Raw genomic sequence first — 21967 nt, 5'->3', positions numbered from 1 at the left:
GCGACACGGCGCACGCCCCCGCCTGCGGCGGCGCCAGTGCGCATTTCCCCAGCGGTCTGCCATAGCCATATGAAGCCAAATCGGCTTCCAAGCCTTTTCAGATAAGCGCTAGCAGCTATTTTTTCAATAGCAATCAAAACAACAGGAGACATCCATGAACACCACCCCTTCTTCCCCCGCCCGCCGCCGCATCGGCACGGCGCTGGCCTTGTCTGCCGTGTGCGCTCTGGGCGCGCTGGCCTCGCCCTGGGCTGCGGCGCAATCGTTCCCGAGCAAGCCGGTGCGCATCATCACCCCGTTCCCGGTGGGCGGCGGGCCTGACGGCGTGGCCCGCCTGGTGGCCGACAAGCTCTCCAAGGCCTGGGGCCAGTCGGTGGTGGTGGAAAACCGCCCCGGTGGCAACGGCTTCATCGCCATCGACGCCTTCAAGCGCGGCGCCAAAGATGGCCACGACCTGATCGTGCTCGACAACGTCCACCTGGCTGCCTACCCCAGCCTGTTCAAGAAGCTGCCCTACGACGTGGCCAAAGACTTCGACACGCTGCTGCCCCTGTTCAAAACCCACTTTTTCTTCACCGTGGGCACCCAGAGCAAGTACAAAAACGTGGCCGACATCGTGGCCGACGCCAAGGCCCGCCCCGGCCAGCTCAACTATGGCTCCTGGTCGGTGGGCAACCCGGTGCATTTGGGCTCGGAGATGTTCGAGAGCGCCACGGGCACGCAGATGGAGCACGTGATCTTCAAGGAAACCACGCAGCTCTACACCTCCGTCTCGACCGGCGACCTGGCCTTTGCGCTGGGCAGTGCCGCCACCGCCGGGCCGCTGTACCGCGCGGGCAAGCTGCGCCTGCTGGCGTTTGCCGGGCCGCAGCGCTCCGCCGAGTTCCCTGACGTGCCCACGGTGGCCGAAGCCGGTGGCCCCAAAGACTTTGTCGTGACGGGCTGGAACGCCATTGCCGTGCCCCCCGGCCTGCCCGCCGCCGTGACCGAAAAAATCCGCAAGGACATTGAGCAGGCCCTGTCGGGCCCCGAAGTGGCCGACAAATTCAAGACCTTTGGCTACGAGCAGTTTCCGACCACCCGCGCGCAGTTCACCCAGTTCGTCAAGGACGAGAGCCAACGCTTTGGCGACGTGATCCGCAAAGCCAACGTATCGCTGGATTGAGAGCTGCCATGCCCCAACCGACTTCCGGTGACTTCACCAAAACCGCTGGCTGGCTCGACTGGTACAGCGGCCCCAGCCAGCCGCGCTTTCAGTTGCCCGCAGGCGCGGTCGATGCGCACTGCCACGTGTTTGGCCCTGGCGCCGAGTTTCCGTACGCCCCCGAGCGCAAATACACGCCCTGCGACGCCAGCAAGCACCAGCTCTATGCGCTGCGCGACCACCTGGGCTTTGCCCGCAACGTGGTCGTGCAGGCCACCTGCCACGGCGCCGACAACCGCGCCATGGTCGATGCCCTGGTGCATTCCGGTGGCAAGGCGCGGGGCGTGGCCACCGTCAAGCGCAGCGTGAGCGATGCCGAGTTGCAGGCCATGCACGACGCGGGCGTGCGCGGCGTGCGCTTCAACTTCGTCAAGCGCCTGGTGGACTTCACGCCCAAGGACGAGCTGATGGAGATTGCCGCGCGTATCCACCGCTTGGGCTGGCATGTGGTGATCTACTTTGAGGCTGTGGACTTGCCCGAGCTGTGGGACTTTTTTACCCAGCTCCCCACCACCGTGGTGGTCGATCACATGGGCCGCCCCGACGTGGCCAAAGGCGTGGACAGCGCAGAGTTCGCGCTGTTCCTGCAATTCATGCGCCAGCACCCCAATGTGTGGAGCAAGGTGAGCTGCCCCGAGCGCCTGTCTGCCACTGGCCCCCACGCTCTGAACGGCGAGCAGGCCGCCTACCGCGACGTGGTGCCGTTTGCCCGCAAGGTGGTCGAGGAGTTTCCTGACCGCGTGCTCTGGGGCACCGACTGGCCGCACCCCAACCTCAAAGACCACATGCCCGACGACGGCCTGCTGGTGGACTTCATTCCGCACATCGCCACCACGCCAGCGCTGCAACAAAAGCTGTTGGTGGACAACCCCATGCGCCTGTACTGGCCCGAAGCGTGTTAGCCCCCACGCTCAGCCGCTGCGCGGGTCGCTGCCCCCCGAGGGGGCGTGAATCGCCTTGGGGCGGCCCGGCGGCGATTCCACCTGAAACCTAGATAGAGGAGCCACCGTGCCACTCGACAAACCCTACCTGGACGTGCCCGGCACGACCATTTTTGACGCTGACCAAAGCCGCAAAGGCTACTGGCTCAACCAGTTCTGCATGAGCCTGATGCAGGCCGAGAACCGTGCCCGCTTCAAGCAAGACGAAGACGCCTACCTGGCCGAGTGGCCCATGACCGACGAGCAGCGCGCCGCCGTGCGCGCCCGCGACCTGAACTGGGCCATGCGCACCGGCGGCAACATCTACTTTCTGGCCAAGCTGGGCGCCACCGACGGGCTCTCCTTCCAGCAAATGGCCGGCAGCATGACCGGCATGAGCGAATTGCAGTACCGCGACATGATGATCGCCGGTGGCCGCAGCCCCGAGGGCAACCGCTACCTGGGCGAGGCGGGCGATGCCCAAGGCCCCATGGCCCGCTCCGACGCCTGGAAAGCCTGGGAGCTGGCGCAGCAAGCAACGCTGGCCGCCCAGATCATCGGCGAGCACGCTGCGCGCCAGGCTGAAGCCGGCACCAACGCGGCCAGCCATGCGCGCATCACGGCATCGGTGTACAGCTCGCACGTGCCCGCCATCGGCGCCGCCATTGACCTGGGCAAGACCGGCGAGCCCTACTGGCAGCCGCTGTTTGCCGGTTACGAACCCTCCAAGCAGTGGATGCGCGAGAACCAGCCTGACGTGGTGTTCCTGGTGTACAACGACCACGCCACCAGCTTTGACCTGGGCACCATCCCGACGTTTGCCATCGGCACTGCCGCCGAATTCGAGCCTGCCGACGAGGGCTACGGCCCGCGCCCCGTGCCCAAGGTCATGGGCCACCCCGAGCTGGCCGCGCACATTGCCCAGTCGGTCATCCAACAGGACTTTGACCTCACCATCGTCAACAACCTGAAGGTAGACCACGGCCTGACCGTGCCCATGAACCTGCTGTTCGGCTCGCCCCAGACCTGGCCGGTGAAGGTGATTCCGTTCCACGTCAACGTAGTGCAGTACCCCGTGCCCTCGGGCCAGCGCTGCTTTGCACTGGGCCAGGCCATCCGCCGCGCCATCGAGTCGTTTGACCAGCCGCTCAAAGTGCAAATCTGGGGTACGGGCGGCATGAGCCACCAGCTGCAAGGCCCGCGCGCCGGGCTCATCAACCAGGAGTGGGACAACCGCTTCCTCGATCGCCTGATTGCTGAACCCGCCGCGCTGGCCACCCTGCCGCACATCGACTACGTGCGCGAAGCGGGCAGCGAGGGCATCGAGCTGGTGATGTGGCTCATTGCGCGCGGTGCCATGGCCGACGTGGCCGGTGGCCCGGCGCCCCATGTGGCGCAGCGCTTTTACCATGTGCCCGCATCCAACACGGCCGTAGGCCACCTGATTCTGGAGAACCCCTGACATGACCGCAAAAACCATCAAAGTCGCCCTGGCGGGCGCTGGCGCCTTCGGCATCAAGCACCTGGACGGCATTAAAAATATCGACGGCGTGGAAGTCGTCTCGCTCACCAGCCGCGACCTGGAAAAGACCCGCGAAGTGGCGGCCAAGTACGGCATTGGCCACGTCACCACCGACCTGGCCGATGCGCTGGCGCTGCCCGAGGTGGACGCCGTCATCCTCTGCACGCCCACGCAAATGCACGCCGAGCAGACCATGGCCTGCCTGAAGGCGGGCAAGCACGTGCAGGTGGAGATTCCGCTGGCCGACAGCCTCCAGGGCGCCGAAGCCGTCGTGGCCCTGCAACAGCAGACCGGTCTGGTGGCCATGTGCGGCCACACCCGCCGCTTCAACCCCAGCCACCAGTACGTGCACCACAAGATTCAGAAGGGCGAGTTCCACATCCAGCAAATGGATGTGCAGACCTATTTCTTTCGCCGCACCAACACCAACGCGCTGGGCCAGGCGCGCAGCTGGACAGACCACCTGCTGTGGCACCACGCCGCCCACACCGTGGACTTGTTTGCCTACCAGGCCAACAGCCCCATCGTGCAGGCCAACGCCATCCAGGGCCCCATCCACCCCGTGCTGGGCATTGCCATGGACATGAGCATCCAGCTCAAGGCGGCCAATGGCGCCATCTGCACGCTGAGTTTGAGCTTCAACAACGACGGCCCGCTGGGCACGTACTTCCGCTACATCGGCGACACCGCCACCTACCTGGCGCGCTACGACGACCTGTACACGGGCAAGGACGAGCAGATCGACGTGAGCCAGGTGGATGTGTCCATGAACGGCATCGAGCTGCAAGACCGCGAGTTCTTTGCCGCCATCCGCGAAGGCCGCGAGCCCAACGCCAGCGTGGGCCGCGTGCTGGCCTGCTACCAGGTGCTGCACCAGCTGGAGCAGCAGCTCAACGCCTGATTTTTGCTCATTATTTGATAGCTGCTTGCGCTTATCGTATAAGGGCTGGTCGTCATTTTGATGGAGAATTGAATGCAACAACGTGCTTTGGGCCCTTTCCAGGTCAGCGCCATTGGGCTGGGCTGCATGAACCTCAGCCATGCCTACGGCGCGCCGGTATCGCCCGAACAGGGCGAGCGCGTGCTGCTGGCCGCGCTGGATGCGGGCGTGACGCTGTTCGACACCGCCGCCCTGTACGGTTTTGGTGCCAACGAGACGCTGGTGGGCCGGGTGCTCAAAAACCACCGCAGCCGCTTCACCCTGGCCAGCAAATGCGGCATGCAGGGCGTGGACGTGAACGGCGATGGCAAGCTGGTGCGCGTGATCGATGGCCGCCCGGCCACCCTGCGCCAGACCTGCGAAGACAGCCTGCGCCGCTTGCAGACCGACGTGATCGACCTGTACTACCTGCACCGCTGGGACAAGACGGTGCCCATTGAAGACAGCGTGGGCGCCCTGGCCGATCTGGTGCGCGCGGGCAAGATCCGCAGCATCGGGCTGTCGGAAGTGTCGGCGGCCACGCTGCGCCGGGCACACGCCGTACACCCCATCGCCGCCTTGCAGACCGAATACTCGCTGTGGACGCGCAACCCGGAAATTGCCGTGCTGGATGCCTGCCGCGAACTGGGCGTGGCCTTTGTCGCCTTCAGCCCCGTGGGCCGAGGCTTTTTGTGCGGCGAGCTGACCGATGTGGCCACGCTGCACCCCGCAGACATCCGCCGCGCCATGCCCCGCTTTGCGCCCGAGAACTATGCCGCCAACCTGCAACTGCTGGAGGGCTGCCGCGCCCTGGCGCAAGAAATGGGCTGCTCGCTGGCGCAGCTGGCCATTGCGTGGCTGTTGCACCAGGGCGAAGACATCATCCCCATCCCCGGCACCACCAGCGTGGCGCACCTGCACGATGACCTGGGCGCCGCGCAGGTGGCGCTGAGCGCGCCGGTGCTGGCGCGGCTGGGTGCGCTCATCAACCAGCACACCGTGGTGGGCCAGCGCTACAACGCCCAGGGCACCTCCGAGGTGGATACCGAGGTGTTCGCCGCCTGACGCCATGGCCCCCGGCCTCGCCCTGTCCACCTTCCCCCTGGAGACAACCCCCGTGACCACTGCCTTGCCCCCCATCCCCGGCACCACGCTGTTCGATGGCGCCCAGGCCCGCAAGGGCTACGCGCTGAACAAGATGTGCTTTTCGTTCAACGACGCCGCCAACCGCGCCGCCTTTGTGGCCGACCCCGAGGCCTATATGCGCCAGTACGGCCTCAACGAAGCGCAAGCCGCCGCCATCCGCGCCAAGAACGTGCTGCAACTCATTGCTGCCGGTGGCAATGCCTACTACCTGGCCAAGTTTGCGGGCATCTTCCAGCTGGACATGCAGGACATCGGTGCGCAGCAAACCGGCATGACCAAAGAAGCATTCAAAGCCAAACTCGTGGCCGCTGGCCAATAAGGAGACCCCATGGCACAACTCATCGGGGGCCTTGGCACCTCGCACATCCCGGCCATTGGCAATGCCATCCACAAAGGCCTGCAAAACGAGCCCTACTGGAAGCCCTTCTTCGACGGTTTTCCGCCCATCCGCCACTGGCTGGGCGAGAAGAAGCCCGATGTGGTGGTGATGTTCTACAACGACCACGGGCTGAACTTCTTCCTCGACAAGATGCCCACCTTTGCCGTGGGTGCGGCGGCGCAGTACCACAACGCCGACGAGGGCTGGGGCATTCCCACGCTGGCGCCGCTGGCGGGCGAGGTGGATTTGTCGTGGCACCTCATCCATACGCTGGTGGAGCAGGAGTTTGATGTGGTCACCTGCCAGGAGATGCTGGTGGACCACGCCTGCACGCTGCCGCTCAAGCTGTTCTGGCCCGAGGGCGATTGTCCCGTGGCGGTGGTGCCGGTGTGCATCAACACCGTGCAGTTTCCGCTGCCTTCGGCCAAGCGCTGCTACGCGCTGGGCAAGGCCGTGGGCCAGGCCATCCAGAGCTGGGACAGCACGAAGAAGGTGGCCGTGATGGCCTCGGGCGGCCTGTCGCACCAGCTCGATGGTGAGCGCGCGGGCTTCATCAACAAGGCGTTTGATTTGCAGTTCATCGAGAGCCTGACCAGCAACCCCGAATGGGCCACGCAGTTCAGCGTGCATGAGCTGGTGGAAAAAACCGGCACCCAGGGCGTGGAGCTGCTGATGTGGCTGGCAATGCGCGGGGCGCTCAGTGCGGCAGCGCCGGGGGTGCGCCGCGTCCACAGCAACTACCACATCCCCATTTCGAACACGGCCACGGCGGTGATGGCGCTGGAAGCGGTGTAGCCGCCGCCTGGCGCAGCGCAGGCGGTGGTGGCAGGCGGGCGCGGCACAATGGCGCCCCATGTCCAGTACCCGATCCCGCAAGAAGACCCCGCCCCCCGCTGCCTGCACCGATGCCCCCGCACCCGCCACCGAGGCCGTGGACACCAGCCTGCTGCGCACGCTGGTGGGCTACAACGCGCGCCGGGCTTCGTTGTCGGTGATTGGGCTGTTCATGGAGCGCATGGCGGTGTATGGGCTCAAGGTGGTGGAGTTTTCGGTGTTGTCGCTGGTGGCGCACAACCCCGGTATTACCTCGCGCCAGCTGTGCGCCACGCTCAACGTGCTGCCGCCCAACATGGTGGGCCTGATTGCCGCACTGGAGCGGCGCGGCCTGATTGAGCGCCGCCCCCACCCCAGCGATGGCCGCGCCATGGGCGTACACCTGACGCCCGAAGGGGCCGCGCTGACTGCCCAGGCCGAGCAAACCGCCGCGCAGCTGGAGCAAGACGCCACCGCCCGCCTGACCGCCACCGAGCGCAAGACGCTGATCCGGCTGCTGCAAAAGGTGTACGACTGACCGGTCAGGTCTGCGGCGCAGCAGCGGGCGCTTTTTTGTCCAGGCCCAATAGCCGCACGGCGTTGTCCTTGAGGATGCCGGGCATCACCTCGGGCTTGAAGCCGGCCTCCTGAAAATCCTTCATCCAGCGCTCGGGTGTGATCAGCGGGTAGTCGCTGCCAAACAGCACGCGGTCTTTGAGCAGCGTGTTGGCGTACTGCACCAGCTGCTTGGGGAAGTATTTGGGGCTCCAGCCCGACAGGTCTATCCACACGTTGGGCTTGTGCGTGGCCACACTGAGCGCTTCGTCCTGCCACGGAAAACTCGGGTGCGCCATCACGATCTGCATGTCGGGGAAGTCGATGGCTACGTCGTCCAGGTGCATGGGGTTGCTGTAGGCCAGCCGTAGCCCGCCGCCGCAGCGCATGCCGCTGCCAATGCCACTGTGGCCGGTGTGGAAGATGGCGGGCAACTGGTGTTCGGCAATCACCTCGTAGATGGGCCAGGCCATCTTGTCGTAGGGGTGGTAGCCCTGCACCGTGGGGTGGAACTTGAAGCCCCGGATGCCTTCCTCCTCGACCAGGCGGCGGGCCTCGCGGGCGCCCATCTTGCCCTTGTGCGGGTCGATGCTGGCAAAGGCCACCATCATGTCGCTGTTCTCCCGCGCTGCCTGGGCGATTTCTTCATTGGGAATGCGGCGGCGGCCCAGTTGGGACTCGCTGTCCACGGTGAACATCACCAGGCCGATTTTTTGCTCGCGGTAGTACGCCACGGTTTCGGCAATGGTGGGGCGGCGGCCATTTTTGAAGTACTTGTCGGCGGCGCGGTCGTACTCCTCGCCGTAGTTGTCAAACGGGTTTCGGCAGCTCACTTCGGCGTGGGTGTGGATGTCGATGGCAATCAGATTTTCGTAGTCCATGGGGTGTCTCCCGGGTTGTGCCCGTGTGCTGCGCGCTCGCCCCGGCATGCACCACGGAGGGTGGCGCAGATCAAGGGTAAACACCAACAAAAAATGGGCTTGGCTTGCTTGAATTGGTTATTAACTATAACCACAATTGCGCCATTACGAAAGCCACCATGACCCATCCAGACATCCATTTCGAACTGCGCGGCGAGCAACAGGAAGTCGCCGTGATCCGCCTGACCCGCGCGGCCAAGCGCAACGCCTTGAACGACGGCCTGATCCTGGCCCTGCGCAATCTGTTTGACACCATGCCCGCCAGCGTGCGCGCCGCCGTGATCGACGGTGATGGGCCGCATTTCTGCGCTGGCCTGGACTTGTCGGAGCTGCAAGAGCGCGATGCTGGCCAGGGCCTGCACCACTCGCGCATGTGGCATGCCGCACTGGAGCGGGTGCAGTACGGCCCCGTGCCGGTGGTTGCCGCGCTGCACGGCGCCGTGGTGGGCGGCGGGCTGGAACTGGCCAGCGCCTGCCACATCCGCGTGGCCGATGCCTCCACCTTTTATGCGCTGCCCGAGGGCTCGCGCGGCATCTTTGTCGGCGGTGGCGGGGCGGTGCGCATCCCCAAATTGATCGGTGCGGCGCGCATGGCCGACATGATGCTCACAGGCCGCGTCTATAACGCACAAGACGGTGAGCGTGTGGGCCTGGCCCAGTACCTGGTGCCCGAGGGCCAGGCCTTTGACAAGGCGCTGGAGCTGGCCGTGCGCGTGGCACAAAACGCGCCGCTGACCAACTACGCCCTCATGCACGCGCTGCCGCGCATTGCCGAGCAGCCCGCCGACCAGGGCTTCTTCACCGAAGCCATGATGGCCGCCATTGCCCAAAGCGCGCCCGAAGCCAAGGCGCGCCTGGCCGACTTCCTGGAAGGCCGCGCCGCCAAGGTGCGCAAGGAGGACTGAGCCATGAACACCCCCCGTTACCGCCCGATGAACTTTGGCGTCACCCGCGTCAACCTGCGCGACGGTGCGCCCGGCGTGCGTTATCTGCAAGCCGATCTGCCCCTGGGCGCCTACGCCCGGCGCGTGACCGATTACCTGGTGCATTGGGCCGAGGTCACGCCCGAGCACAGCTTTCTGGCGCGCCGCGTGTCCTTGCCAGGCGGCGCCACGGGCGACTGGCAACACATCAGCTACGCCCAGGCGCTGGACGCTGCCCGCAGCATTGGCCAGGCGCTGCTGGAGCGCGGGTTGAATGCCGAGCGCCCCGTGGTGGTGCTCAGTGAAAACTCCCTGGAGCACGCGCTGCTGGCGCTGGGCTGCATCTACGCCGGGGTGCCTTATTGCCCCGTATCGCCCGCCTACGCCACCGTCAGCCAGGACTACGACAAACTGCGCCACGCCATCCAGACCCTGACCCCCGGCCTGGTGTTTGCCGCCGATGGCGCGCGCTACGGCGCGGCCATTGCCGCCACCGTGGCCGCCGATGTGGAGGTGGTGCTGGCCCAGGGCACCATCGAAGGCCGCCAGAGCACCACCTTCGGGTGCCTGCGCAGCACCGTGGCCACAGCCGCCGTGGATGCGGCCATGCATGCCACCGGCCCCGGCACCATCGTGAAGTTTCTGTTCACCAGCGGCTCCACCAAGATGCCCAAGCCGGTCATCAACACCCAGCGCATGTGGTGCGCCAACCTGCAACAGATCACGCTGTCGCTGCCCGTGCTGGCCGAGGCCCCGCCCGTGCTGGTGGACTGGCTGCCGTGGAACCACACCTTTGGCAGCAACCACAACTTCGGCCTCACGCTGATGCACGGCGGCACGCTCTACATCGACGACGGCAAGCCCACGGCAGCGCACATTGGCGAGACGCTGCGCAACCTGCGCGAGATTGCGCCCACGGTGTACTTCAACGTGCCCACCGGCTTTGAAATGATTGCCCAGGCCATGAAGACCGATGCCCAGCTGCGCAGCACGCTGCTGTCGCGGGTGCGCATGTTCTTTTACTCGGGGGCGGGCCTGGCCCAGCCCGTGTGGGACAGCCTGCACGCCACGCAAGAGGCCGCCATCGGCGAGCGCATCGTCATGGCCACGGGCCTGGGCATGACCGAATCGGCGCCGTCTGCCATGTTTGTCAACAGCCCCGACGTGCGCTCGGGCCACATCGGCGCGCCCGTGCCCGGCATGGTGCTGAAACTTGTCGATGTGGACGGCAAGACCGAAGTGCGCTATCGCGGCCCCAACGTCACGCCCGGCTACTGGCGCTCGGACGCCGCCACGCGCGACGCCTTCGACGACGAGGGCTACCTGTGTACGGGCGATGCGGTGAAGTGGATCGACGAGCACGACATCCACCGCGGCCTGGCGTTTGATGGCCGCATTGCCGAAGACTTCAAGCTCTCTACGGGCACCTTCGTCAGCGTGGGCCCCATGCGCGCCAAGATCATCGTGGCGGGCGCGCCCTACATCCAGGACGTGGTGCTCACCGGCCTGGACTGCAAGGAAGTGGGCGCGCTGCTGTTTCCTGCCCCCGCCTGCCGCGATGTGGCGGGCCTGGGCCCCGACGCCCCCTGGGCCGACGTGGTGGCCCACCCCGCCGTGCGCCAGCGCATCGAGGCCGTGCTGGGCCAGCTGGCCCGCGAGTCCACCGGCAGCGCCAGCCGCGTGGCCCGCGCGCTGCTGGTGGCCGAGCCGCCCTCCATCGACAAGGGCGAGATCACCGACAAAGGCTCCGTTAACCAGCGCGCCGTGCTCACGCACCGCGACGCGCTGGTGCAGGCCCTGCACGACGGCACCGCACCGCACATCCTCCAGCCCGGCGCCTGACGCGCCGCGCACCACCCCAAGGACACACACCATGCAGATTCAAGGACAAGCCGCGCTCGTCACCGGCGGCGCATCGGGTTTGGGCGAAGCCACCGCCCGCACGCTGGCCCGGCTGGGCGCCCGCGTGGCCGTGCTCGACCGCAACGCCGCGCAGGCCGATGCGGTGGCCGCCGCCATCAACGCGGACTGCGGTGCGGGCAGCGCCCTGGCCTGCGCCTGCGACATCACCGATGCCGCCAGCGTCAGCGCTGCGCTGGCGCAAGCGGCTGCCGCCCACGGCCCCGCGCGCATCCTCATGAACGTGGCCGGCGTGGGCAGTGCCAAGCGCGTGGTACAGCGCGACGGCAGCGCCGCACCGCTGGAAGACTTTGTGCGCGTGGTGCAGATCAACCTGATCGGCGCCTACAACGTCAGCCGCCTGTTTGCCGCCGCCTGCGCCAGGCTGCCGCTGCTGGAGTGCGGCGAGCGCGGCGTGATGGTGTTCACCGCCTCGGTGGCCGCGTTCGATGGCCAGGTGGGCCAGCAGGCCTACAGCGCCTCCAAAGCCGGGCTGGCAGGCATGACGCTGCCCATGGCGCGCGACCTGGCGCAGCACGCCATCCGCGTCTGCACCGTGGCGCCGGGCCTGTTTGCCACGCCGCTGATGCAAGAGCTGCCCGAGGCCGTGCAGCAATCGCTGGCCGCCAGCATCCCGTTTCCGCCGCGCCTGGGCAAGCCCGAAGAGTTTGCCGAGCTGGCCTGCCACATCGTCACCAACGGCCACCTCAATGGCGAGGTGATCCGGCTCGATGGGGCGCTGCGCATGGCCCCGCGATGAGATGCCCCCCGGCGTCGCTGCACGCCTTCTTTTGACATTCACTACAACACCAATGGAGACATGACCATGACCACCCGCCGCCAATTTGTTCAAGCCCTGGGCGCCAGCGCCGCACTGGGCGCCTTCTACCCGTTTGCTGCCCACGCGCAGGTGGAGCAGGTGAAGGTGTATTTCGGCTTTCCTGCGGGCAGCTCGGGCGACACCGTGGCCCGCCGCGTGGCCGAAAAATGGGGCGGCAGCGCCTTCAGCAAATACCCCGGCGTGGTCGAGAACAAGCCCGGCGCGGGCGGGCGCATTGCGCTGGAAACCCTCAAGAGCGCGCCCGCTGACGGCTCGGTGCTGGCGCTGGCGCAGGTATCGGCCCTGGCCAACTACCCGCACATCTTCAGCAAGATGAACTACACCGACAAGGACTTTGCGCCCGTCTCGATTGGTGCCGTCATGCACCACGGCCTGGCCGTGGGGCCGATGGTGCCCGCCAGCGTCAAGACCGTGAAAGACTTCCTGGCCTGGGCCAAGGCCAATCCCAAAGATGCCAGTTACGGCTCGCCCGGTGCGGGCACCACGCCCCACTTTCTGGGCGCGCTGCTGGGCCTGAACAGCGGCGTGGAGCTGCGCCATGTGCCTTACCGTGGCTCCATCCCCGGCGTGACGGACGTGGTGGGCGGGCAGGTGGCCGCCATGGTCACGCCGCACGGCGACTTCATTGCCAACGCCAAAGCGGGCAAGCTGCGCATTCTGGCCACCTCGGGCCCCAAGCGATCGCCGTATGTGCCCGATGTGCCCACGTTTGCCGAGCAGGGTTTTGCCGAGCTGACCACCGAAGAATGGTTCGGCTTTTACGCCCCGGCGGCCACGCCCAAGCCGGTGATTGCCGCCGCCAACGCCGCCATCAACGCCGCGCTGAAAGAAAAATCGGTCACGGACAGCCTGGCCATCGTGGGCCTGATTCCGCACGGCTCCACCCCCGAAGAGCAGGCCCGCTGGCAAAAGGCCGAGTACGACACCTGGGGCCCGCTGATCAAGCGCATCGGGTTCTCTGCGGAGTCGTAAAAAGCCCGCTTGGGTCGCCTGCGGCGGCTGGCAGGGGCACACGCAGGGGCCTCCATTTTTAAGTAAAAAGTGCCTCTGGCGCTTATGCAGCAAGCGCAAGCAGCTATCAAAAAAGAAGCAAATCATGCAAGCACGCCACACTCTGGACGACATCCAGCACCTCTTGACCACCGTGCTCCAGGCACCCCGCCGCTGGCAGGCGCTGGCGCCGTTTGCCGATACCGACGGCCCCCTGGCCGCGCAGGTGCTGGACGAGGCGGCCCGGTTTGTCGATAGCGCCATCGCCCCGCTCAACCGCAGTGGCGACGAGGAAGGCTGCCGCTTTGATGCCGGGCAAGTGCATTCGCCCACCGGGTTTCGCGATGCCTACCGGGCCTTCTGGCAGGCGGGCTGGCCCTCGCTGTCGTGCGCGCCCGAGCATGGTGGCCAGGGCCTGCCCGCCGTGCTCGAATGCGTGCTGTTTGAATGGCTGCCCGGCGCCAACCAGGGCTGGACGATGGCGCCGGGCCTGCTGCACGGCGCCTACGAGTGCCTCAAGCACCACGCCAGTGACGCGCTCCAGGCCCAGTACCTGGAAAAAATCGCCACCGGCGAATGGCTGGCCACCATGTGCCTGACCGAAGCCCACGCGGGCAGCGACCTGGGCCTGGTGCGCACCAAAGGCGTGCCCCAGCCCGACGGCAGCGTGCGCGTCAGTGGCAGCAAGATATTCATCTCCGGCGGCGAGCACGACCTGACCGACAACATCATCCACCTGGTACTGGCGCGCCTGCCCGATGCGCCCGCCGGGCCCAAGGGGCTGTCGCTGTTTCTTGTGCCCAAAATGCTGCCGCACGTCCACCAGCCCGGTGCCCTGGGCGAGCGCAATGCCGTGGTCTGCGAGCGCATCGAAGAAAAAATGGGCCTGCACGGCAGCCCCACGTGCGTGATGCGCTTTGACGACGCCACCGGCTGGCTGGTGGGCGAGCCGCACAAGGGCCTGGCCGCCATGTTCGTGATGATGAACGCCGCGCGCCTGCACGTGGGCCTGCAAGGCATTGGCCTGCTGGAAGCGGCCTGGCAAAAAGCCAGCGCCTACGCCCAGGAGCGCCGCCAGATGCGCGCGCCCGGCGCCACCGAGCCCGTCAGCCTGATCCACGACCACCCGGCCATCCGGCGCATCCTGCACACGCAGCGCGCCTGGATCGACGGTGGCCGCGTGCTGGCCTACCACACCGCCTTGCAACTGGACGTGGCCCGGCACCACCCCGATGCCAGCGAGCGCGCCAGCGCCCAGCGCTGGTGTGCGCTGGTCACGCCCGTGCTCAAGGCCGCGCTCACCGACCAGGGGTTTCAGGGCGCCAGCGCCTGCTTGCAGGTGTTTGGCGGCCATGGCTACGTGCGCGAGTGGGGCGTAGAACAAATCGTGCGTGACGCCCGCGTGTCCATGATTTACGAGGGCACCAACGAGATTCAGGCCATCGACCTGCTGGTGCGCAAGGTGCTGGCCGACGGCGGCCAGGGCCTGAGCACGCTGCTGGGCACGCTGCCCGGTGCCGCCCCCAGCGCTGCGGCCAGCGCACGCCGCCATGCGCTGGTGGAGATCACGCACACCCTGGCGATTGCCGCGCAGTCCGACCCCGAACTGCCCTACTGGGTGGCCGACGACTACCTGCGCGCCGTGGCCCTGCTGCTGCTCGAATGGGCCTGGGGCCAGATCAGCGCGCACAGCCACGGTGAGCGCTGGAGTGCCCCCGCCCAGGCGTTTGCCCAGTGGGTGCTGCCTGAGTTCGAAATGCGTGTGGCCATCCTGCGCCAGCGCATTGGACAGGTGCTGGAGTTCAAGCCCAATTAGGCTTTGGCGCCCGTCTGGTGTTCGCTGGCCGCTATCAATTTTGATATTGGGGGCAGATTCTGACGCATTGCTTTTGCCAAGGGCGGGAGCTTGGCTGAGGCTGGCTCTTTGCTGAAGGCGGGAGCCGGGACTCGCCCCGGCGGGCGAGGTACTTTTCTTTGCTTCGCCAAAGAAAAGTACCCAAAAGAAAAGCGACCCCACGCCTGCGACCCCAGCGCGCAGCGCTGGGGCACACCTGCGCCGGTGCACTTGCGGGGTGCGCCGTGGAACTCACTGCGCGCCTGCGGCGCTGCGTTCAAACAACCACGGCGAGTCAGTCCACGCTGCGGGTGTGTCCTGCGGCACACCCGCCACCCCGCAAGCACCCCGGCCCAGGCGCAGTCACAGGGGGGTGAAGCGCCCCCAAACATCCATACGGGCCATTGCTTCGCTCGGCCTGGATGGCACAGGCGCTACGCGCTGTGTGGCATTTGCCGTTTGCCGCGCGGATGTTGGGCCGAGCGCAGCGATGGCCCGAGTGGATGTTCGGCTGTTCTGGCCCCCACCGCCCCTTCTGGGCGTGCCGAGAAGCGCAGCGCCGGGCGGATCAGGGCCGCGCGCTGTTTGAGCCGAAGGCGAGTTTGCGCGGCCCCCGCACGGCGTGAGCATCGCAGGTTGCCCCGCTGCGCAGCAGCGGGGTCACGCACAGCAGGGTCGCCTTTTCTTTGCTTACTTTCTTTTGGCGAAGCAAAAGAAAGTGAGGCGCCCGCCGGGGCGAGACCCGGCCCCCGCCCTCAGCAAAGACCAAAACGCCAAGAGCCAAGATCCCAACCCCAAGAGCCCCCCAGCAAAAGCCAGACAACCCCCAATAGAGATTCAAGCCCAATTGGCCTCTAGCGCCCATCCAGTGGGCGCAAGAGGCTATTGATTCAGGAGCATTTCTGCCTCCGCCAAGCCCGGCGGTGAAAGTCCCTCAGAACGGCAGCCCGACGTAGTTCTCTGCCAGAGAGCGCTGCGCGGCCTCGGACGAGAACAGGTAGGCCAGGTCTGTCTCTTGCAGCTTCTGGTCGTAGGCGATCGAGTCGGGGAAGGTGTGCAGCATGGTCGTCATCCACCACGAAAAACGCTGCGCCTTCCACACCCGCGCCAGTGCTTTTTCGGAATACTGGTCCAGCCCCGTGCTGTCGCCGTTTTGGTAGTGCGCCAGCATGGCGTGGTACAGGTAATAAATGTCCGAGGCGGCGCTGTTGAGGCCGCGCGCGCCGGTGGGCGGCACGATGTGGGCGGCGTCCCCGGCCAGGAACAGGTTGCCGTAGCGCATGGGCTCGGCCACAAACGAGCGCAGCGGGGCGATGGACTTTTCAATCGACGCGCCTGTCACCAGCTGCGCGGCCACGTCGGCGGGCAGGCGGCGCTTGAGTTCGGCCCAGAAGGCGTCGTCCGACCAGTCTTCCACGCTGTCGGTCAGCGGCACCTGGATGTAATAGCGCGACAGCACCTGCGAGCGCAGCGAGCACAGCGCAAAGCCACGCTCGTGCTTGGCGTAAATCAGCTCGGGCGATACCGGCTTGGTGCGCGAGAGCACGCCCAGCCAGCCAAACGGGTACACCTTCTCGTACTCTTTGAGCACATCACGCGGAATGGACTTGCGGCTCACACCATGGAAGCCGTCGGCACCGATGACGAAGTCGCAGTCGATGCGCACCACCTCATCGCCGCTGCGGTAGGTGACGTAGGGTGTGGCGCTTTTGAGGTCGTGCGGCTGCACGTCTTCGGCGTTGTGGATGACCACGCCATTCATGCGATCGCGCGCTGCGTACAGGTCGCGCGTCAACTCGGTCTGGCCATAGACGACCACCGAGCTGCCACCGCTGTACTTGTGCAAATCGACCCGGCTCACCTGGCCGCCATGGGCGATCAGGAAGCCGTCGTGGATCTCGCCTTCCTTGTCCATGCGCTCGCCGCACTGGGCCTCGCGCATCAGCTCGGCAAAGCCGTGCTCCAGCACGCCAGCGCGGATGCGGCCCAGCACATATTCGCGACTTTGGCGCTCCAGCACCACGGTATCAATGCCTTTGAGGTGCAGCAGTTGCGACAGCATCAGGCCCGAGGGGCCGCCGCCGATGATGCAGACTTGGGTTTTCATGGAATGTCTCCTGTTTCTGGTGGTTCATGACAGCGGTCAAGCTGTGGGGCTGAACGATACGTGGCAAAGTGGCGCCATTGAATGGCCGGAATCCTCCAGAACATGCACTTTTCGAACATGGAAACCATCCAGTCGTACAGCCTGTTTGGCGAGTCGCAGCACCTGCCCGATGTGCTGCACTGCGAGACGATTGCCGAGCGCTCGGTGCTGCACGACTGGGAGCTGGCGCCGCACCGCCACACCCGGCTGCACCAGGTGCTGTTACTGGTCTCGGGCGGCGGTGTGGCGCACCTCGATGGCGAACAGCACGCGCTGTTTCCGGGCGCGCTCATCAACGTGCCGCCGGGCCATGTCCACGCCTTTCGCTTCACGCAGGACACGCAGGGCTGGGTGACCACCCTGGCCGATGAGCTGATGGACGAAATCTTTGTGCGCGTGGGCGATGTGCGCCGCGACCTGGCGCGCCCCGCCGTGGCCCCGGCCCCGGCGCAGACCCGCGAGGTGATGGGCCAGGTGTGGCAGGAGTTTTGTGGCCGCTCCAAGGCGCGGGCGCTGGTGCTGCGCGGCCTCAGTGCCACGCTGCTGGGCTGGGTGGCGCGGGCCCTGGAGGCGCAGCACCCGGGCGATGCGCCCGTGCCCGAGTCCACCCTGGTGCAGCGGCTGGAGGCGCTGATCGAGGCGCATTTTCTGGAGCACTGGCAGGTGGCCGATTACGCACGGGCGCTGTCGGTATCGCCCACACACCTGAGTCGCGTGGCGCGGGCGGCCACCGGGGTATCGGCGCTGCGCCTGATCGAGGCGCGCCTGATGCGCGAGGCGCGGCGCAATCTGGCCTACACGCACCTGGGCGTGGCCACCATCGCCTACACCCTGGGCTATGCCGATCCGGCCTATTTCACGCGCGCTTTCACGCGCGATGCGGGCCTGTCGCCGCGCAGCTTTCGGGCGCAGGTGTCGGCCTCGGGCGTGGTGTCGGGGACGGCGCCAGCGGGCGCTGCCACCGGGGCGCCAGCGGGGCCGGGTCAGCGGCGCATGCGGGCAAAGGCGGCAAACTCCCAGCGGCGCGCGGCCAGCAGCAGCGTGTAGCCCTCGCGCTCGCGGTCGGGCAGCTTTTGGTCGGCCAGGTGCTGCTGGGCAAAGTCTTGCGCCACGCGCTGCATGCGCTCCATGAAGCTGCTGGCCAGGCTGCGGCTGATGGCGCCATGCACCAGCAATACGCCTTCGCCCGGGCCGTCAAAGCTGCCGGCAAAGTAGTCCAGCAGCGCGTGTTCGCGAAAGTAGTGCATCACCGGGCCGTGCGCGCGCCAGCGGAAGGTTTTGGCCAGCTTCAGGCGGTAGCGGTTGAGCGGGCGCAGCTCAATGATGCCGATGCGGTCGAGCTGCGCCAGGTACTGGATGCCCTCGGCCTCGGTGAGGCGGTAGCTGGCGGTGATTTGCTCCAGCGTCCATTGGCTGAGCACGCAAATGGCCATCAGCAGCAGTTTTTTGTCGGCCACCACGGCAGCCTCTTGCGCCTGCGTCAGCTCCTTGAGCAGGGGCTGGTGGTCGGCCACCTGCCGGGCCAGGTCGGCAAAGTCGATTTTGAGCACGCGGCAGATGGCATCCACGCGCGACAGCGGCATATCGCCCTTGGCCAGCATGCGCTTGACGCTGGACTCGGCCATGCCCAGCGCCTGCGCCAGCTGGGCATAGGTCATTTGCGCGCTTTTGAGTTCTTTTTTCAGGGCGGTGACGAGGTCGGCGGTGGTGCTCATGGGGTGCAAGTATCTGGCAGGCGCGCAAAGTACCAGCGCACGCTACCGGGAGCGTATTTTTGCGCTGCTCCCGGCGCGGCCCACCGCCAGCGTCTTGGTTTGTGCGCACAATGCGCGCCACCCCTTCCCTCTCCAAGGTTGCCCATGAGCGAGCCGCATTGCGTTTCCGCATCCGACGATCACCCCAACCAGTTTGCCCTGCTGCGCCAGCGCCGCTTTGCGCCGTTTTTCTGGACGCAGTTTTCTGGCGCGGCTAACGACAACCTGTTCAAGTTCGCCTTCACGGTGATGGTGACCTACCAGCTCAGCGTGTCGTGGCTGCCCCCGGCCATGGCGGGGCTGGTGATTGGGGCGCTGTTCATCCTGCCGTTTCTGCTGTTGTCGGCCACGGCGGGGCAGCTGACCGACAAGTTCGACAAGACGCGCATGATCCGCTTCGTCAAAAACCTGGAGATCGCCATCATGCTGGTGGCGGCGCTGGGTTTTTGGCTGGGCCAGGTGCCGGTGCTGCTGCTGTGTACGTTCTTGATGGGCGTGCATTCCACGCTGTTTGGCCCGGTCAAGTTTGCCTACCTGCCCCAGGTGCTGAGCGAGCGCGAGCTGACGGGCGGCAACGGCATGGTGGAGATGGGCACGTTTGTGGCCATCTTGCTGGGCAACGTGGCCGGTGGCCTGCTGGTGGCGCTGCCCGGCGTGGGCCACGGTGCGGTGGCGCTGGCCTGCCTGGCGCTGGCGCTGGTGGGGCGGGTGTTGGCGCAGTACATCCCCGGCGCACCGGCCACCGACCCCGGCCTGCGCGTCAACTGGAACCCGTTTACCGAGACGTGGCGCAACCTGCGCCTGGCGCACGGCAACCCGGTGGTGTTTCGCTCGCTGCTGGGCATCAGCTGGATGTGGTTTTTTGGCGCGGTGTTTTTGAGCCAGTTCCCCAGCTTTGCCAAAGAGGTGCTGCACGGCAACGAGCAGGTGGCGTCGCTGTTGCTGGTGGTGTTTTCGGTGGGCATTGGCACAGGCTCGCTCTTGTGCGAGGTGCTCTCGCGCCGCCATGTCGAGATCGGCCTGGTGCCGCTGGGCGCCATCGGCATGAGCGTGTTCTCCATCGACCTGTACTTTGCCGCGCGGGGGCTGCCGCCGCCCACGGGCCTGATGGCGGGTGCTGCGGCGGGCTACTACAGCCTGGGCGGTTTTCTGGCACAGCCTGCGCACTGGCGCGTGATGGCGGACTTGGCGCTGCTCTCGTTGTTTGCCGGGCTGTACAGCGTGCCCATGTACGCGCTGATCCAGCTGCGCAGCCAGCCCACCCACCGCGCCCGCATCATTGCGGCCAACAACATCCTGAACGCGCTGTTCATGATCGCCAGCTCGCTCATCGCCGGGGCCTTGCTGGGTGCGGGCCTGACGGTGCCGCAGGTGTTTTTGCTCACGGGCCTGGCCAACGCGGTGGTGGCGTTCTACATCTTCATGCTGGTGCCCGAGTATTTGCTGCGCTTTGTGGCCTGGGTGGCCTCGCGCTTCATTTACCGGTTCCAGGTGCGTGGTGACGCGCACATTCCGGCCACCGGCGCGGCCATTCTGGCCTGCAACCATGTGAGCTTTGTCGATGCAGTGCTGTTGATGGCGGCCAGCCCCCGGCCCATCCGCTTTTTGATGGACCACCGCATTTTTCAGGTGCCGGTGCTGGGCTGGCTGTTCCGGCTGGCCAAGGCCATTCCGGTGGCACCGCAAAAAGAAGACCCGCAGGCGTACCAGGCCGCTTTCGATGCCGCTGCGCAGGTGCTGCGTGAGGGCGATTTGCTGGCCATCTTCCCCGAGGGCGGCATCACCCGCGACGGGCAGTTGCAGCCCTTCAAAGGCGGCATCGTCAAAATCCTGGAGCGCGCCCAGATGGAGGGCGTGCAGGCCCCGGTGGTGCCAATGGCGCTGACCGATTTGTGGGGCTCGTTCTTCAGCCGCATTGAGTGCGGGCAGGCCATGGTGCGGCCTTTTCGGCGCGGCATGTTCAACCGGGTGGGCTTGCACGTAGGCCCGGCCCTGTCGGGCGCCGAGGTCACGCCCGAGGGCCTGCACGCGCGCGTGGCCGATTTGCTGGCGGCGCCGTGAGGCGTCGGCATGGGCCGGCGCTTCAGGCGTACAGGGGCTCTTCGCCCAGGGCCTCGATTTGCTCGTGCAGCATGTCCACCTGGCTGCGCCAGTAGTCGCTGGTGCCGAACCACGGAAAGTTGACCGGAAAAATCGGGTCTTGCCAGCGCCGCGCCAGCCAGGCGCTGTAGTGGATCAGGCGCAGCGTGCGCAGTGGCTCGATCAGCGCCAGCTCGCGCCGGTCGAAGGGGCGAAACTGCTCGTAGCCATCGAGCAGCGCGCCCAGCTGGTGGGTGCGCTGGCGCCGGTCGCCCGACAGCAGCATCCACAGGTCTTGCACAGCGGGGCCGGTGCGCGCGTCGTCCAAGTCCACAAAGTGCGGGCCGCCGCGCCCCCATTCGTCCAGCGGCGTCCACAAAATGTTGCCGGGGTGGCAGTCGCCGTGCAGGCGCAGCAGGGTGGCATTTTGCAAGCCAAATCGGTCTCCGGGGCTTGCGGGGCCTGCGCTAGAAGCTATCAATTCGAGAGCTTTATCGCAGGCGTCTTGCCAGCGCGAGCGCATGTCCAGCGGGATCAGGTCGTGCGCCAGCAGCCAGTCGCGTGGTTCGTGGCCAAAGTGCTGGGCGTTGAGGGCCGGGCGCTCGGTAAAAGGCCGGGCCGCGCCCACGGTGTGGATGCGCGCCAGAAAGCGGCCAATCCATTCCAGCACCTCGAAATCATCCAGCTCGGGCAGGCGCCCGCCGCGCCAGGGGCTGACGCTGAAGGCAAAGTCCGCGTGCTGGTGCAGCGTGGCGCTGTGCAGCACCAGCGGCCCCACAGCGGGCACCTCGGCAGCCATCAGCTCGGCGGCAAAGGTGTGTTCTTCCAGGATTTGCGCCGTGCTCCAGCGCCCGGGACGATAGAACTTGGCCACCACCCGCACGCCGTCTTCCAGCGTGACCTGGTAGACGCGGTTTTCATAGGACGACAGCGCCATCAGGCGGCCATCGCCATACAGGCCGACGCTGGCCAGCGCGTCGAGCACCACATCGGGCGTCAGGGTAGAGAACGGGTGCAGGCCGGTGGGGTCGGGGGTGGGGGTCATGGCGGCATTGTCGCCTTCCTGCGGCGCCGGTGTGCTGCCGTGGCGGTAGCCCTGGTGCGCCCAGGGTGTGGTGCTGGC

General features: G+C 66.5%; 19 protein-coding genes and 1 pseudogene. 16 read left to right on the top strand and 4 right to left on the bottom strand.

Going from position 1 to position 21967, the window contains the following annotated elements; translation table 11 throughout:
- Positions 1–154 precede the first annotated feature (154 nt).
- From EV674_RS00180 to EV674_RS00145, 9 genes and pseudogenes are all read left to right on the top strand, one after another.
- Positions 155–1165 (top strand): Bug family tripartite tricarboxylate transporter substrate binding protein, encoded by a 1011-nt coding sequence (locus tag EV674_RS00180; RefSeq protein ID WP_119012349.1) that lies wholly within the window; start codon positions 155–157, stop codon positions 1163–1165.
- A gap of 8 nt (positions 1166–1173) precedes the next feature.
- Positions 1174–2106 (top strand): amidohydrolase family protein, encoded by a 933-nt coding sequence (locus EV674_RS00175; protein ID WP_119012348.1) that lies wholly within the window; start codon positions 1174–1176, stop codon positions 2104–2106.
- Positions 2107–2212: 106 nt separating this feature from the next.
- Positions 2213–2533: pseudogene (ligA, locus tag EV674_RS17625) on the top strand (protocatechuate 4,5-dioxygenase subunit alpha); the annotation flags it as partial.
- Between the two features lie 147 nt (positions 2534–2680).
- A complete protein-coding gene (locus EV674_RS00170) occupies positions 2681–3586 on the top strand; it encodes a class III extradiol dioxygenase subunit beta (RefSeq protein WP_241524880.1) in 906 nt (301 codons plus the stop codon).
- Between the two features lies 1 nt (position 3587).
- On the top strand, positions 3588–4547 hold the full coding sequence (locus EV674_RS00165) for a Gfo/Idh/MocA family oxidoreductase (protein WP_119012346.1): 960 nt from the start codon (positions 3588–3590) through the stop codon (positions 4545–4547).
- Positions 4548–4619: 72 nt separating this feature from the next.
- Positions 4620–5630, top strand: coding sequence for an aldo/keto reductase (locus EV674_RS00160; protein ID WP_119012345.1), 1011 nt, complete (start codon positions 4620–4622; stop codon positions 5628–5630).
- A gap of 4 nt (positions 5631–5634) precedes the next feature.
- Positions 5635–6030, top strand: coding sequence for a protocatechuate 4,5-dioxygenase subunit alpha (locus EV674_RS00155; RefSeq protein WP_119012344.1), 396 nt, complete (start codon positions 5635–5637; stop codon positions 6028–6030).
- A gap of 9 nt (positions 6031–6039) precedes the next feature.
- Positions 6040–6885: a class III extradiol dioxygenase family protein gene (locus EV674_RS00150; protein ID WP_119012343.1), complete on the top strand. Its 846-nt coding sequence runs from the start codon at positions 6040–6042 to the stop codon at positions 6883–6885.
- Between the two features lie 58 nt (positions 6886–6943).
- Positions 6944–7441: a MarR family winged helix-turn-helix transcriptional regulator gene (locus EV674_RS00145; protein WP_119012342.1), complete on the top strand. Its 498-nt coding sequence runs from the start codon at positions 6944–6946 to the stop codon at positions 7439–7441.
- A gap of 4 nt (positions 7442–7445) precedes the next feature.
- Here EV674_RS00145 and EV674_RS00140 read toward each other — a convergent pair whose 3' ends face one another.
- A complete protein-coding gene (locus EV674_RS00140) occupies positions 7446–8339 on the bottom strand; it encodes an amidohydrolase family protein (protein ID WP_119012341.1) in 894 nt (297 codons plus the stop codon).
- 158 nt (positions 8340–8497) lie between these two features.
- Here EV674_RS00140 and EV674_RS00135 point away from each other — a divergent pair, with 158 nt between their 5' ends.
- From EV674_RS00135 to EV674_RS00115, 5 genes are all read left to right on the top strand, one after another.
- Positions 8498–9283 carry a crotonase/enoyl-CoA hydratase family protein gene (locus EV674_RS00135; RefSeq protein ID WP_119012340.1) on the top strand — a complete coding sequence of 262 codons (786 nt, stop codon included), beginning with the start codon at positions 8498–8500 and terminating at the stop codon, positions 9281–9283.
- Between the two features lie 3 nt (positions 9284–9286).
- Entirely contained in the window at positions 9287–11143 is a 1857-nt protein-coding gene (locus tag EV674_RS00130) for a feruloyl-CoA synthase (protein WP_119012339.1), read from the top strand.
- Between the two features lie 31 nt (positions 11144–11174).
- The gene (locus EV674_RS00125) at positions 11175–11960 is read left to right on the top strand and encodes an SDR family NAD(P)-dependent oxidoreductase (protein WP_119012338.1); all 786 of its coding nucleotides are present in this window, start codon (positions 11175–11177) and stop codon (positions 11958–11960) included.
- 66 nt (positions 11961–12026) lie between these two features.
- On the top strand, positions 12027–13013 hold the full coding sequence (locus EV674_RS00120) for a Bug family tripartite tricarboxylate transporter substrate binding protein (RefSeq protein WP_119012445.1): 987 nt from the start codon (positions 12027–12029) through the stop codon (positions 13011–13013).
- A gap of 124 nt (positions 13014–13137) precedes the next feature.
- Positions 13138–14847, top strand: a complete 1710-nt coding sequence (locus EV674_RS00115) for an acyl-CoA dehydrogenase family protein (protein ID WP_119012337.1) — start codon at positions 13138–13140, stop codon at positions 14845–14847.
- Between the two features lie 952 nt (positions 14848–15799).
- Here EV674_RS00115 and pobA read toward each other — a convergent pair.
- A complete protein-coding gene (pobA, locus tag EV674_RS00110) occupies positions 15800–16972 on the bottom strand; it encodes a 4-hydroxybenzoate 3-monooxygenase (protein WP_119014892.1) in 1173 nt (390 codons plus the stop codon).
- A gap of 81 nt (positions 16973–17053) precedes the next feature.
- On the opposite strand from pobA, the gene EV674_RS00105 reads away from it, so the two are divergent.
- Positions 17054–18058: a helix-turn-helix domain-containing protein gene (locus EV674_RS00105; protein WP_241525050.1), complete on the top strand. Its 1005-nt coding sequence runs from the start codon at positions 17054–17056 to the stop codon at positions 18056–18058.
- Here EV674_RS00105 and EV674_RS00100 read toward each other — a convergent pair.
- Complete coding sequence (locus EV674_RS00100; protein WP_119014894.1) at positions 17995–18726, bottom strand: helix-turn-helix domain-containing protein; 732 nt, start codon at positions 18724–18726, stop codon at positions 17995–17997. The genes EV674_RS00105 and EV674_RS00100 overlap by 64 nt on opposite strands.
- Before the next feature lie 144 nt (positions 18727–18870).
- Between EV674_RS00100 and EV674_RS00095 the strand changes: the two genes are divergently transcribed.
- Positions 18871–20826 (top strand): MFS transporter, encoded by a 1956-nt coding sequence (locus EV674_RS00095; RefSeq protein ID WP_119014895.1) that lies wholly within the window; start codon positions 18871–18873, stop codon positions 20824–20826.
- 22 nt (positions 20827–20848) lie between these two features.
- Here EV674_RS00095 and EV674_RS00090 read toward each other — a convergent pair whose 3' ends face one another.
- Entirely contained in the window at positions 20849–21889 is a 1041-nt protein-coding gene (locus EV674_RS00090; protein ID WP_132750330.1) for a serine/threonine protein kinase, read from the bottom strand.
- Positions 21890–21967 lie beyond the last annotated feature (78 nt).

The sequence above is a fragment of the Simplicispira metamorpha genome (assembly GCF_004341365.1).
Classification (GTDB): domain Bacteria; phylum Pseudomonadota; class Gammaproteobacteria; order Burkholderiales; family Burkholderiaceae_C; genus Simplicispira; species Simplicispira metamorpha.
The sequence above is the reverse complement of the archived record's forward strand: the minus strand, read 5'-3'. Positions and strand labels throughout refer to the sequence as shown.